General features: G+C 67.2%; 14 protein-coding genes. All 14 read right to left on the reverse strand.

Annotation, left to right across the window (positions count from 1 at the left end; all coding sequences use genetic code 11):
* Positions 1 to 348: 348 nt before the first annotated feature.
* Entirely contained in the window at positions 349 to 2,691 is a 2,343-nt protein-coding gene (locus AB6A66_RS17185) for an AAA family ATPase (RefSeq protein ID WP_371056853.1), read from the reverse strand.
* A gap of 53 nt (positions 2,692 to 2,744) precedes the next feature.
* Positions 2,745 to 3,512, reverse strand: a complete 768-nt coding sequence (locus AB6A66_RS17190) for a PD-(D/E)XK nuclease family protein (protein WP_371056854.1) — start codon at positions 3,510 to 3,512, stop codon at positions 2,745 to 2,747.
* The gene (locus AB6A66_RS17195) at positions 3,512 to 3,712 is read right to left on the reverse strand and encodes a DUF6511 domain-containing protein (RefSeq protein WP_371056855.1); all 201 of its coding nucleotides are present in this window, start codon (positions 3,710 to 3,712) and stop codon (positions 3,512 to 3,514) included. The genes AB6A66_RS17190 and AB6A66_RS17195 overlap by 1 nt, the downstream gene beginning before the upstream one ends.
* A gap of 266 nt (positions 3,713 to 3,978) precedes the next feature.
* On the reverse strand, positions 3,979 to 5,670 hold the full coding sequence (locus AB6A66_RS17200) for a DEAD/DEAH box helicase family protein (RefSeq protein ID WP_371056856.1): 1,692 nt from the start codon (positions 5,668 to 5,670) through the stop codon (positions 3,979 to 3,981).
* A 12-nt stretch (positions 5,671 to 5,682) separates the two neighbouring features.
* Complete coding sequence (locus AB6A66_RS17205; RefSeq protein ID WP_371056857.1) at positions 5,683 to 6,312, reverse strand: hypothetical protein; 630 nt, start codon at positions 6,310 to 6,312, stop codon at positions 5,683 to 5,685.
* A 13-nt stretch (positions 6,313 to 6,325) separates the two neighbouring features.
* Positions 6,326 to 7,195 (reverse strand): ATP-binding protein, encoded by an 870-nt coding sequence (locus AB6A66_RS17210; protein ID WP_371056858.1) that lies wholly within the window; start codon positions 7,193 to 7,195, stop codon positions 6,326 to 6,328.
* Positions 7,192 to 7,689 carry a hypothetical protein gene (locus tag AB6A66_RS17215; protein ID WP_371056859.1) on the reverse strand — a complete coding sequence of 166 codons (498 nt, stop codon included), beginning with the start codon at positions 7,687 to 7,689 and terminating at the stop codon, positions 7,192 to 7,194. The genes AB6A66_RS17210 and AB6A66_RS17215 overlap by 4 nt, the downstream gene beginning before the upstream one ends.
* Positions 7,667 to 8,419, reverse strand: a complete 753-nt coding sequence (locus AB6A66_RS17220; protein ID WP_371056860.1) for a hypothetical protein — start codon at positions 8,417 to 8,419, stop codon at positions 7,667 to 7,669. Before AB6A66_RS17220 ends, AB6A66_RS17215 begins: the two co-directional genes overlap by 23 nt.
* 89 nt (positions 8,420 to 8,508) lie before the next feature.
* Positions 8,509 to 9,045, reverse strand: a complete 537-nt coding sequence (locus tag AB6A66_RS17225; RefSeq protein ID WP_371056861.1) for a hypothetical protein — start codon at positions 9,043 to 9,045, stop codon at positions 8,509 to 8,511.
* Positions 9,042 to 9,392, reverse strand: a complete 351-nt coding sequence (locus tag AB6A66_RS17230; RefSeq protein WP_371056862.1) for a hypothetical protein — start codon at positions 9,390 to 9,392, stop codon at positions 9,042 to 9,044. Before AB6A66_RS17230 ends, AB6A66_RS17225 begins: the two co-directional genes overlap by 4 nt.
* A gap of 18 nt (positions 9,393 to 9,410) precedes the next feature.
* Entirely contained in the window at positions 9,411 to 9,671 is a 261-nt protein-coding gene (locus AB6A66_RS17235) for a hypothetical protein (protein ID WP_371056863.1), read from the reverse strand.
* An 84-nt stretch (positions 9,672 to 9,755) separates the two neighbouring features.
* Positions 9,756 to 10,478, reverse strand: coding sequence for a sigma-70 family RNA polymerase sigma factor (locus tag AB6A66_RS17240; RefSeq protein ID WP_371056864.1), 723 nt, complete (start codon positions 10,476 to 10,478; stop codon positions 9,756 to 9,758).
* Between the two features lie 97 nt (positions 10,479 to 10,575).
* A complete protein-coding gene (locus AB6A66_RS17245; protein WP_371056865.1) occupies positions 10,576 to 10,821 on the reverse strand; it encodes a hypothetical protein in 246 nt (81 codons plus the stop codon).
* 115 nt (positions 10,822 to 10,936) lie between these two features.
* On the reverse strand, positions 10,937 to 13,140 hold a 2,204-nt coding region (locus AB6A66_RS17250; protein WP_371056866.1), incomplete at its 5' end, for a hypothetical protein.

A 13,140-nucleotide genomic window follows, 5' to 3' on the forward strand; every position in this document is an offset into this window, starting at 1 on the left:
AGACGACGGCGGTCTGGTGCTTGGCGGTACGGGGCCGCCGTCGTCGGATCGGTGCGTGGCGAGGGTGCTGGGACAGTCCCGCGCGGATACCCCGCTCCGTATGGGATGGGGGGCCACACCCTCGGGTGGCCCCCCATACGGAGTATGGGGGGGTTCATTGTTAGTCCTCCGGATGGCGTAACCAATTGTTTTAGAGATACTTTCGCCCGTCTCGGAGGACGAACAAAGAGGACGTGTCTGTTTGTCCTCGTCCTCTGCAAGTCATTGATTTCATTGAGGGAGGACAAACAATGGACGAGGACGAACAACTTCGTCCTCAGGACAAACAGGATTTTCGGGAGGACGAAGTCAGTCATCGACGCCCTCCGGATAGACCCAGATCGCCGGGTTCTCGACGTCGAGGCAGACCCCGGATTGGGGGCATTTGTAGTGGCTGGGCAGCACCGGGATGCCTTCTCCGAGGACCTCGCCGGTCTCCGGATCGACCTGCGTCTCGCGGCCGAAACGCATGCCCTCGACGCAGAGATAGCCGAACCGGGAGCGCACGACCGCATGCCCGAAGGCGGTCCCGTCGCGGCGGAACTTCACGTGCCCCTTGGTGGTGAGCACCGCGAGCCGGTCGCGGATCGTGTACTTGCTGCCCAGCCCGGCGGTGTTCTCGAACGCCTCGCCGAACTGCGTCGATGTATAGAGCCGTCCCTCGGCCGCCTCCTCGAACAACAGGGCGAGGATCACGTCGCCCTTTCTGATCCGCTCGGCATCGTGCTTCGCGCCGACGTCCTGACGGACCAGCCGCTCGTTCAGCGGGTTTATCTCGACCCATTCGCCGCAGCGCTTGTCGATGAGTTTCGGTGCGAGCGCGGGCCCGTTGCGCAGCTCGATCTCCAGCCGGCGCTCGCTGGCCTCTTCGTCGGGCCGGTGGAGGATCAGGCCGGTGGTGTAGAAGCCCCGGAGCGCGCTGGCGCCCGACAGCGCGAGGAACGGGTCCTCCTTGACCTGGTGCTTGGAGAGCTTGCGCGTGTGATGGACCAGGATCACCCCGCATTCGGGATCGATATGGTCGCGCAGCGCCTCCACCCGGTCCTTGAGGAAGAACATCATGGCGGTGTTGTCGTTCTCGCCGCCGCCTTCGGGTCCGCCGTCGAAGAGATTGCGGATGGGATCGATGCAGAGAATGTCCGGCGGGGTGTCGGGGAAGGCTGTCTGGATCGCACCGGCGGCGCGCACGCTGCCCTCGTCGTCGAGCAGCAGCTTCAGTTTCGGGGTGGCCACGAACGTGTCGCGCGCCGCGTCCAGCACGTCGGGCGGCAGTGCGATCTGGCGCAGGCGCTCGCGCAGGTAGTGGTACTGGATCTCGGCCTGCAGGTAGAAGATCCGCAGCGGCCGCGGCGGAGCGAAGCCGAGGAAGGGCTGACCGGCGGCCATGTGCACGAGCCAGGAGATCAGCAGATCGCTCTTGCCGACCTTGGGCGCGCCGCCCAGCACCAGCAGGCCGCCCGGCGTCAGCACGCGCGGTCCGATGATGTCCTCGGGCATCGGGCTGTCATCGTCGAGCAGCGCGCCGAGGCTGAAGGCGGGCAACTCGTCCGGCGACGGCGCGCCGCTGTCGAGCCGCACCAGCGGTGGGCCATTCTTCTCCACATGCAGCGCCCAGAGCCGCTCGGACTCGCGCTTGAGTCGCTCCACGGGCCACTCAGGCCGCAGCATCGCCGCGTTGTAGCCGCAGATGCCTTCCCATCCGGCCTCCTTCGACAGCCGCCCTTCATGGACCATGCGGATGAAATGCCCGATGGCGGCCGAGGCCCCCTCGAATCGCGACCAGTCATCAGTGGCGCCCTCGCGCACCGGCGTGACCAGCACATCGTCGACGGCGGGTCTGTCGGCATGAGTGAATTCGGGCTGCAGGGACACGCCCGGCGCGGGCGGCATGTCGGTCACGGCCTCGACGAACTCGTCCAGGTCGCGTTCGAAATCGGCGTTCAGTTCGACGATCCGGACCAGCGTCTTGAGGGAGTTCTTGTAGTAGACCGAGCCTGCGACGCGAATGGGCTGGTGCGCCGATCGGAAATGCGTGTCCCCGCCGACCTTGGCGGCGATGTCGCCGCGCAGGCGGGTCACGCGCGCAATGTCGCTGCCCTCGGCTGGCTCTGTCAGCTTCCACCAGACATGGGCCTTGCGCTGACCCTCGGGCGTCACGCCGCCGCTTTCCACCACCATGGTGGGCGGGCCGAGGTGACGCTCGAGATGAGCCCGCGCCGCGGCGATGTCGCCGGTGTCGAGATCGACGACCACGGTCTGCATCTGCTCGATGTCGGCTGCCCTGGCTTGTCCGGGCTCCGCGACCGTGCCGGGGATGACATAGACCGCTGCGCCCTCACGCGCGGCCCAGCCTGCGAAGGTGACCATCTTGTCAGGCGCGGCTGCATCCGCCTCGATCCAGATGTTGTGGGGCCGGCCGTCGAAGCCCTGACCCTTGTCGATGAAACTGCGGACGGGGATCAGTCCATCGGAGTAGCCGAAGACCACCTCCATGAACTGCGCGATCTGCGCGGGGTCCGGCTCGTCCCCGAAGACGTCGATCTGCGGTGCTGCGTCGTTGAAGTCGCGCCAGGGGTTGAAGTGGACGAGGTTCTCGGGCCCTGGCGCGGGCGGCTCCGGCGGCGCCGGGTTCTCATCGTGATCTGTGGTCATGGCGGGGTCCTCCTGCGTGGCGGACGTGTCCGGCGGGTCCTCGGGCGCATCGGTCATACCGACAGCCCCCAGCAGCGCTCCGCCCACGGACAGAACCGGCATTCGAAGAAGTCGCGACTGGCGGCGATGCGCGGGAGCAGCTCGCCCGCGTCGGTGGCGCGCAGGATCCGAACGCCGCGGTCGGACATGCGCTGTGCGAGGTCGGCATCGAAGGGCACCAGTTCATGGTGCAGTTCTGCCGTGTCCTTGTTGATCGCGGTAAAGAGCGCGGGCGCGGCGCTGATACCCGGCACCGTCGCTTCCATGTAGGCCTGGTACAGCGCGATCTGCGCGGCATAGACGGGCTTCGAGACCGTGACGCCGTCCTTCACGCAGGCCCGCCAGTTCTTCGCGTTCATCGTCTTGCACTCCCAGAGCGCGGGGGTGCGCAGCCCCAGCGCTGCCGGGGCGTCGGCGACGATCCCGTCGACATGACCGCGGATGCGCCCGCCCGCGACGGAGAAGCCGAACTGCGCGCCATCGCGTCGGTTGCCCTTGCGGGTGTAGAGGTCGAGCCCCGCTGCCCGCAGCCAGCGGATGGCGAGATCCTCGAGCTGATGCCCGATGGCGAAGATCCGGAGCACGCGGCCCCGAAAATCCTGACCCTCGTCCTTGGGCGCGCCCGCGAACTCGAACTGCAGCGCCCGTTCGCAGGGGTGGCCCAGCCGGGAGCCACCGAGGTAGTCCCGCGGCGGCGTGGCGGCCCTTTCGGCCTCGAGTGCCGCGTCCACGGCCGCGTTGATGCGCTCGGCGATGCCGGGGCGGTGGTTATAGTCCAGCATCAGAACGGGATCTCCGACTCGGCGGCGATCTCGGCCATCTCAATTCGGAACGCCTCGATCGTGATGACGATCAGCCGGTGCATGTCGTTCTGGGTCAGCTGGCCCAACGGCCGGTCCCACCCGATCCGCTCCATCTCGGGGGCGAGCGCGCGCATGACGGCGGGCAGCGCCTGGGTTTCCTCTTCGGTGAAGTCGATCATGCTCAATCCTTTCCGGGCTTTGAGGGTGAAGGCCGCCTGGCAGCCCATGGAGCAGAACCAGCGACGGGTGCGGTGAGCCGGATCAGGAAACGGTCCGGGCGACCGTTTCCCCGGCGAACGGCGCGACCGGTGCGGATCGAACCAGCCGAAACCGCGCGTGCGGGATGTACAGACGGCGCAGAGCACCGGGCGCGGATGCCGGAGGCGATCAAAGCCCGGTCGATCCGCAGCCTCTGCGGGCGGGGATGGGATTTGCGCGACATGGCTCACGCCGCCTCCCGCGCAGGCGGTGCCGCGCTCAGGATCAGCTGTCGGATGGCGCGCTTGTTGAACCCGAAGGTCATCAGCGCCGAGGCCTTGTAGCGCGTGAGCCCGTAGTCGCCGCGCGCGGCGGGCGAGAGATATTGCAGCTGCTTCTGCGTGGCGGGCTGGGTCAGCCACGCCTTGCTCTTGAAGGCGCTCTCGTCGGTCTCGTGATCGTTCAGCCAGTCGTCGGCCTGCGCGAGACAGACGCTGCGCTCACCTATCCCCAGCAGCCGGGGCTGCCCCCCACGCTCGCCGCCAATGGCGTACCAGAGCCCGTCGAGCCAGAAGACGCCGCCCCAGGCCGTGAACCCCGTGGCCAGCAGCGCATCCTCGGTGCCGAAGAGATCGACCCATGCGAAGCTGGATCGCTCGAGCAGGTCGATCTCGGTCATCAGGAAGTCCGAGAGCGCCCCGTTCGGGTTTCCATCGGATGTCGCGTCCTCGGGCTCGACCAGCGCCTCGCCGCAGATCGGGCATTCGCGGGCGGCCAGCGGAATGTCGGCATGGCAGGACGGACAGGTCTTCGAGGGCGCCTCGCCGTTGCCGGTCTTGCCGTCGAGATCGACATCCTGTTCCAGCGTGCCGTGGGTCAGGCTCGACGATCCGAAATCCAGCACCACGCAGTCTGTCTTGACGACGCCGGGATGCTCCTCGGGGTCGACGGTCCGCAGGCCGCGGCCGACCATCTGGATCATGGTGGACTTGTAGGAGGACGGGCGCAGCAGCACGACGCAGGACGTGGGCGGGTGGTCCCAGCCTTCCGTCAGCACGGCCACGTTGGTGACGACGCGGAGTTCTCCGCGGGCGAAGGCGGCCAGGATATTGCGCCGCGCATCGGCGGGAAGATCGCCGTGGATCAGACCCGTGGGGATACCGGCCGCGTTGAACGCCTCGGCCACATGCTCCGCGTGCGCCACGGTCGAGCAGAACACGACCGTGGGGCGGTCGGCGGCCTTGTCTTGCCAGTGGCGCACAACCTCGTCGGTGATCGGCGCGCGGTCCATGATCTCGGCCACCTCGCCCATGTCGAAATCCGACGCCGTCCTGTGCACGGCCTCGAGTTTGTCCCGGACGCCCACATCGATGACGAAGGTCCGGGGCGGCACCAGGTGCCCCGATGCGATCAGCTCGCCCAGCCGCACCTGGTCGGCGACATTGTCGAAGACCTCGCGCAGGCCCTTCCGGTCGCCCCGGTTCGGCGTGGCCGTGACGCCGAAAACGCGCGCGTCGGGATTGGCCTCGCGGACACGGTCGACGATGCGACGGTAGCTGTCGGCCACCGCGTGATGCGCCTCGTCGATCACCAGCAGGTCCAGCGTCGGCATCCCCGCCAGGTTGGCCTGGCGCGCCAGCGTGGGCACCATGGCGAAGGTGACCTGGCCGTCCCAGGATTTGGTCGTGGCGTCGACGACGGAGGTGGACACGCCCGGGACCACGCGCCGGAACTTGTCCCGGTTCTGCGCGGTCAGCTCGTCGCGATGCGCCAGGACGCAAGCCTTGGAGGCGCTGTCGCCAAGGCTTTCGCCGGTGACGGCCGACAGCATGATCGTCTTGCCCGCGCCGGTGGGCGCGATGCCCAGCGTGTTGGCGCGGGTGCCGAGCGCAGACAGGCTGCGCTCGACGAAGAGTTTCTGGCGGGGACGCAATCGCATGGCCCGGACCCCTCACTGGGCCCAGCTCGGACGACCCGGAATGCCCGGCGCGGACGGCGCCTGCTGGGCGGGCTGCTGCCGTGGCTGCGGCGCCCGCGCATGCTGGTGCGGGGCGGGGTCCTGTGACTGCGACGCCATGGCCGGCGCTGTGCCCATGATCTGCGCGTAATCGCGGTGGTCCGGCGTCACCGCCGCGCGGATCTCGTTCTTGTCCTCGCCGTTGGTATCGGTGCCTATGTCGATCCGGGCCACGAACTCGAGCCCGTCGAGATCGGCGAAGCCGTCGATGCGCCGTGCCGCCTGCGCCTCGGGCGAGGTGTCCTTGTCGGAGATCCCGCGCGCCGAGTTCAGCATGCCGCGGACGAGGCTGCGGCCCATGTTGGCCCAGTCCGGACCCTTGGGGCTGTAGAGCCCGATCAGCGACCAGATCTTGCGGCGGGCATACGGCCCTTCCAGCACCGTGTATTCGGCGTCGAGATAGACGGCCCCGGTCGCGCCGCGCCTGGCGTAGCCGCCGGTCCAGCCCTGCGCGGGATCGTCGAAGCCGCCGGGGCGGATGGTCAGGCGCACCTTCGCGAGCGTGCCCTTGGGGATGACGTTGGCGTTCGATTGCGCGTCGTTGAAATCGTTCCAGAGAGACATGGATGGGGTCCTTTCAGCTGTCGGTGGTGTCGGAGGGGGTGGCCGGCGCCGTCGGTGGCGCGGCGTGGCTCAGCCGCTCGGGGGCGGGTGTTGCGGGCTGGCGGATCTTCTCCATCAGGCGCCCGAGATGGGGAGCCTCGACCATGTCGAGACGCCCCGAGCGGTCCTTGGCCGGATAGCCCCAGGGGTTGAGCGTCTGGCAGACGAAGCCGCGCTGCAGGCTGCCGTCCTCGGCCTTGAACTCGGCCATGGTGATGACCTGATCGACGATGCCCGGCAGCTCGAGGCCGGTCTTGGAGCCGTCGATCTGCGGCTGGAACACCTTGCGATTGAAGTCGTCGAGCTTCTCGTCGAGGATCCCGACGAACCAGACGTTCTTCGCCCTTGTGTGCTGCAGATGCGTGAGCCAGGCGATCATCTCGCGCCCGTGCAACCCGTAGGCGCCGCGGACGTCCGGCTTGCCGGTCTTCTCGGAGTGCGCCTCCGGCTGGCCCTTGCTCCACTGGAAGCAGAGCCGCCCGGCGACGGTGATCGAGTCGATGAACACCGTGTCGTATTTCTCGAGCACGGCCGGATCGCCGAAACGGTCGCAGACCGCGTCGTAGTGCGCCTGGCTGTAGGGCTGATCGGCGCGCAGCGCCGGGTTGGGCCCGCCGATGAACGCCGCGAAATCCCGGCATTCGGTCCAGGTCCGCGGCCGGATCGCGTCGACAGCCAGCCCCTCGATGGCCAGATCCCCGGCTTCGAGATCGTAGAACAGCGTCGAGTTCAGGAGCGTCCAGAGCAGCGACGTCTTGCCGATGCCGGGCGGGCCGAAGATCACGCCCTTGATGCCGCGCGGCTCGGCCATCCGCTGGTCGGCGGTGATGATCGGAAGCGTCATGCCGGCACCTCCGCAGGGCGCGCGGCCGCGCCGGCCTGAGCGAGGATCGCGTCGAGACAGTCGCCGAAGCACCAGTCGGGATGCGCGGCCCAGAACCGGTCGGCCTGCCGCAGCGCCTCGCGCCATTCGCGCAGGGCGGCGCTGTCATGGGCGATCTGCCGGCGGCGGATCTCGATGGCGCGTTCGAACTGGTCGCGCGAGAGATCGCGGGTGGCCACCAGCGTGGTGCCCTCGAGGTCCATGGCCACGGCGGCGGGCAGTTCAAATGGCAGTTCCGCCTGTGCCGGGGTCGATGACCTTTCCGCCTTGAGCTTCAGGCTGCGGGCGCGCTGATCGATCCGCGCGACGACCCCGTCGATCCCGGCGAGGTACTGGCCGTCGGCATCGATATCGTCCCAGCGCGCGACCGCGGCCTCGCGTTTGTTGACCGACCGGCCGGCGATCACCGCGCCGACGATCTCCCCCACAACGTCATTCAGACGCATCTGTCCCATGCTGGACCTCCTGTTCGAAAAGATTGCTGAACTCGCTGAGCCAGGCCGCGGCGCGCCGGATCGGCGCCGTGTCGACGGCATGGCGCGAGGCCGGCGGGATGCGGCGGACCGCCTCTGCAGGCGCGGGCTGTTCGCCGATACGTTCGACGATTTCATCGATCCGCCCACAGATCGCGCGATCCTCCGGCGTGCCGAACACGGCGACCTGGCGCGCCCGCTCTTCGGGCGTCGGTGGCGGCGGTTTCGTCTCCTCGAGGCGCCGGACGCTGTTCTGCACACGCTGCAGCCGGTCGAGTGAGCGTTCGAGCCGCGCTTCCGCCGCGCGGCGCAGGGCGGAGCGTGTCGGTTCTTCGCCGCGCTCCAGCTGCGCATCCAGCGTGCGGCGCACGAGCCCCGGCTCGGCGGTTTCGGCGTCGCGGAGATGGCGCGCGTCATGGATCGACTTGCGGCTGAGGCCGAGACTGGCCGCGGACGCTGCACCGTTCCCGTCGGAAACGGTCCACTGATTGCCACGATCGCTCCTGGCGCTGGCCACCTCGCCGCGGGCCTGCGCCGCGTCGTATTCGTCCGCCAGCCTGCGCTTGGCGGCCGCTTCGATCTCGAGCGCGTCAGCCTGTGCACGATGGGCGGCGGCGATCAGATCGTCATGGGCCACCTTGGCGCTTTTCAACCGCGCCGCGCGCTTGGCGACATCGTAGGCAAGCCCCGCCGCTTCACGGGCTTCGAGCACCTCGGCGGCGGATTTGGCGCCCGACAGCTTTGTCGCGGCGCGTTCGATGAGCCCGGGAAGGTCGGGGGCGTGAACGGGGGTGAGCGCTGTCATCGATCGCCCTCCTGCGGGACGATCTCGACCTTGAGCGTGCCGGTCTTCACGGTCCGCGCGGGTTCGAACTCAGCGCGGATGTTGTCGGGCCAGGCGGCGTATTTGCGCTCCGGCACCTTGAAGGCGATGTCGACATACTGGGCCGGATCGTCACCGGCGGCGCGGATGCGCTCGACCATCGCGGCGAGCTTGTCCTGATCCCATTCGACGCGCTTGGGCAGGTCCGCGACCACGGTGAAGTCGCCGTCGTCGAACCGGGCCGTGCCGGTGTCCTTGCCTGCGGCGCGCCGCTCCTCGGCGGCGCGCGTCGCGTAGCGGAGGTTCAAGGCGCCATCGAGCCGGGCCTTGGCAGCCTTGTCGCGCTTGAGGCGTGCGTCGATCTCGTGCCGCAGCACCGCCAGCATCTCGACCGGCAGGTCGGCGATTTCCTTCGGGTCGAGGGCCGGCAGGTCGTCCGGCGTGGGGGCGTTCTCGGGAAAGGGCATGAATGGGTCTCCGTGATCGGCGAAGGGGGTCTGGATGGGGGCGGTCACGCTGCCTGCTCCTCGAGCAGCAGCGCCGACAGCGAGGCGGCGGCGGCCTTCGGTTTCGGGCGCGCGACGGCGATGTAGGCGAAGCGGTCGGGGCCCTCGCGCTCCTGCACGAGATGCACGAGCCCCTGTTCGGCGGCCCAGAAGGCGCGCCCGGCCAGTCTGGCGAGTTCGCCGCGCGCCTTGTCGTCGAGCGCGCTGAACAGCGGATAGGTGTCCAGCACGAGATACCCGCGGTGATATTCCAGCCGATCGCCGGGCGCGGCCTGCGCCACCCAGGCGCAGAACTCGATCTCGGTCAGCGGACGGCTGGCGCGGACGGTGATAAAGGGGGTGGTGCCCATGAACATGATCTCCTCCTCTCGCCTCTACTCACGCCGCAGCGAGATCGTCCCAGAGGGAGCTGCGGCGGCTTCCGGAGTTTCGGTGGAAGACCCGTCGTGAGAGCCGTGATGGTCGCTGCGCGCGTCGGCAAAGATCGCCACGAGCGGGGTTCCGTCCTGATGGGCACCGGCATTCTCGATGCGGTAGGCACGCTGGTTCCTGAGGATTTCCGGCAGCTCCCAGCGGCGATAGAGGCCTGGGATGCGCTTGAGGTCTGCAGACAGTGGGTCGGCTTTGCTGATCATGGGAGGCGGCTTTCGGTTCGGTTTGGGCGTTCGGTGGCGTCTGATCGGGAAAAGCCACCGCAGCGCCGGAAACGGGACATCGGGTCATGGGATTTCTTGCAGGGCGTCGCGCAGACGGCGTGTGGCGCGCTGGAATCGCTTGCGTGCGACCGCCTCGGACAGTCCAAGCGCAGCCCCCGCCTCGGACTGGGTCTGTTCGTCCCAGGCGACGGCCAGAACCAGCCCCGCATCGCGTCCGACCAGCCCTTCGACCTCGCGCGCGACATGCGCCGCGCCGCGGTTGGGCTGGTCTGTGGTCGCCTGAAAGGTTAGCTGCTCGGGATCTACTGCTGCGTGCTGTTCATGCAGATCTGCGTCGCGCCGCAGCGCTCGGCCGATGTCGCGCTCGACATTGCGCAGCAGCGTGGCCGCGATCCGGTTGACCCGTGACAGGTCCATGGTGGCAATCGCATCGCACGCGGCGGCCATCACATCCGCCGCGACATCCCCTGGCGGGCGTTTCCAGCGCCAGATCAACCGCCGCCGGACAGCATCCAGCCCCGGCCAGAGCGCGAGCAGCAACAGGGTCTGTGCACATTTCGCCGTCTGGGACGGGGTCTTCGCGGCGACGACCAGCGCGGCCAGGACGTCGTTCTTGCATTCTGGCGCGTCGTGCCCGCGATGCAGGTATTCCAGAACCGCAGCCGGATCGAGAAATCGCTGCAGGGCCGGGTGGTCGCATCGGAGGATGTCCAGACTGTGCTGGAACCGAAGCGTTGATGAAGACTGCATGAGGTGATCACGGATCTCGTGCCACGCAAAAGACATTGGACGCCTGCCTTGCGGCCAGGCGTCCAGCGCCTTCTCGTGGCCAGGTCAGGACGTCGTGCGTCTCTGCGGTTTCAGGGGGTTGGGTGGATGCGCGTCAGCGCGCGGGGGCGGTCGCGTGGTTCAGCGTGCCGCAACCGCGGCAGGTGGCCTGAACCGGGAAGCCCACGAGATACTCGTGCCCCCGTGCGAACCGCAGGTGCATGCGGCCGTCGCGGCAGACGCCGAGCAGCTTGTCGCAGCGCGTGCAGCGCCACTCAGGGTTGGAGGTGGCAGGATTGGTCTTCGCGGCGCCGGCCCAGCTCGTCATGGCTGTCTGGCGCGCGGGAAAGGTAGTCGGCATTGGAATGCTCCTCTGATCGAGTGAGCCTTTCCATTGGCCTGCAGAATCGGAGCTAGTCAGACACCCCAATCGGAGCCGGATCGGAGCCGGATCGGAGCCGGATCGGAGCCGGCTGTCAGGTGGCGATTTCCCACAGTCCCTTTTTGGGGCTTCGGAGAAAGTCGGCCTTCAGCTTGTTCCAGAGCGCCTGCTTGAAGATGTTCGACATGGATTGGTCCTCGGCGACGCCCTTGACGAGATCTTCGGTCGCCATCGGCATCGGGCCAGCGTTGTGTGCGTCGACAAGGCGCTGAATGATCTCGATGCGATGTTCGCCATTGATGTCGATGCTGCCTTTCCCAGGAACGAACAAAGTTGCCATGTTGTCCCCGGCGCGGGTGAGCTCGACCGCCAGGCCACCTCGTGCAAGTATGCGGTGTCGTCGGAAAACCGACCGGAGTTTGTCTGCGACCAGCGTGATCTCGTGCTGATCACCGTCGATCTGATCGGCGAGTGGCGTCAGAACGTTGGCTGCAAGGCAAGGACCAGGCGCGTCGCCGGCCTGCAGGACCAGTCCAATCCCGAGGTTGTGGCGTGCCCGAAGTTCCGTATCGGCGGCCGACCTGACCCTTTCCCGATCCAAACCGCGCACGAGGTACACCGGCACATCTCCGCGATCGACCGCGAGCATGCCGAGGTAGAGAAGATGGTCGGTCAGCTTTTCGACGGCAGGATGATCGAGCGCATGTTCAAGACCTGTCTTGAGGTGTTCCTCCACCCAACCGTCGCGCACCCGGTAGATCCTGTACCGGTCAACGTTGCCGCCGGGCGCGGCCTGCCCCTCGACAACCTTGAGGCTGGCCTCTTTCCGGGCTTCCTCGTCCCCATCGCCTTTCTCGACCCGAACAACCACCTCGGCGTCGACCGGGCCGATCTCGTGTTCATCGTCGATCAGATCGTCGCCTTCCCAGCCGGCGGGCACCAGAAAGCCGAGGTCAGTCAGAAGGCCCGGCTCTATTCCACGCGCTTGGAGCCATGCCCCTGAGACCTTGTCGGCCCCGATGTCCCACATGGCCAGCAATGCGGGCATCACGGCCATACTCTCCTTGTCGCCTGGCGCGCGGCCCTCACGAAGGATATTCCAGTGTCGCAGCAGGCGGTGCCCCAGAACCCGTTCAAAGGGGTCATCGAGGCTGAGAAGGCTGCTTGTGTTCCGGTCGGTAAGCGTGAAGTCGAGGGTTTGCGCCTCGGCTCGTCCGGGGCGGCGATACCGCACCGCAATTTCGATGAAGCGGATTGCGACCGCCCGCTCGAAGGTCCTCGGGAGGCCTGGCTGGCCATCGATGATTTCAGAGATGTCCTGATTGATCGTGGTGGACAGCGAGAGGCGATTGGCGAGGTTCCCGATGCTGATGTCGGCGCGGATCACCCTCGCGCGCTCGATCACCGCGTCTTCGAAGTCCGGCGGCTCCAGGTCGAACCCCTTAAAGAACTGCGATATATCGTAGGCCTGAAAGTCGACGGGCTGGTTGGAATAGGTTTGATCGAGAGCCGTCTCGATGAAGCGTTCCGCGATGGTGTGCCTGAGCTTTCGGTTCCCGGCGCGGACATGCACTCGACCGGTCGAAGGCGTGTAGACAATCATCGCTTCGCCGGGCGGCCGGAAATAGATGCTCGACCGATTGCCGTGGTCGTCAATCTCCCGAACGCTCGTGGGGGGATCGGGATGGTAAAGCAGGTACATCTCTGCGGCCGGCTCCTCGCCGTCCTCGGGCAGATCGAACTTGTCGATGCTGTAGCCGTCGCCGCGATCGAGCCGCTGGTTGAGGTCGGCGAGAAGCTGTTCAAGCAATGTGCTGCCGCCGTCCGGGCCCCCTTCGACTGACGGGTCGGCCATGAAAGTCTGATAATGCTTGTCGTAGCGCCGATAGAGACGCAGGTGCAGGCTGTTCTCCGCCGCTTCGAACAGTCCGTGTTCGTTGGCAAAAACCCATAGGCTGCGCGCCAGCCTGTCCCGCTGGTTAAGGAGTTCCCTGGCGCGATCTGGCTCAAGCTTGGTCCTTGCGAGACCGTCGAGGACATACTCACCCTGATCTCTCGCAATGTTGACGATCCGCGCCGCCTCGGATTCGAGCGGTCCCAGCCGATCCTTGTTCTCCTTACGCAGCATTTCGCGGGCAGATGCCGGACCGTCCGGATCGTCAGGGTCGAACCGGTAGGGTTCGAGCCAGTTCAACCGCTCGAAAATCTTGCTACCGAAGAACGCCGCCAGAAGCGTCGGCTCGGCATCGTCGAACAATCTAGAAAGGTTGGGGCAAGTCTTCGCCGGCGCTCGTACCA

Source organism: Rhodosalinus sp. K401, from assembly GCF_041365735.1.
GTDB lineage: Bacteria > Pseudomonadota > Alphaproteobacteria > Rhodobacterales > Rhodobacteraceae > Rhodosalinus.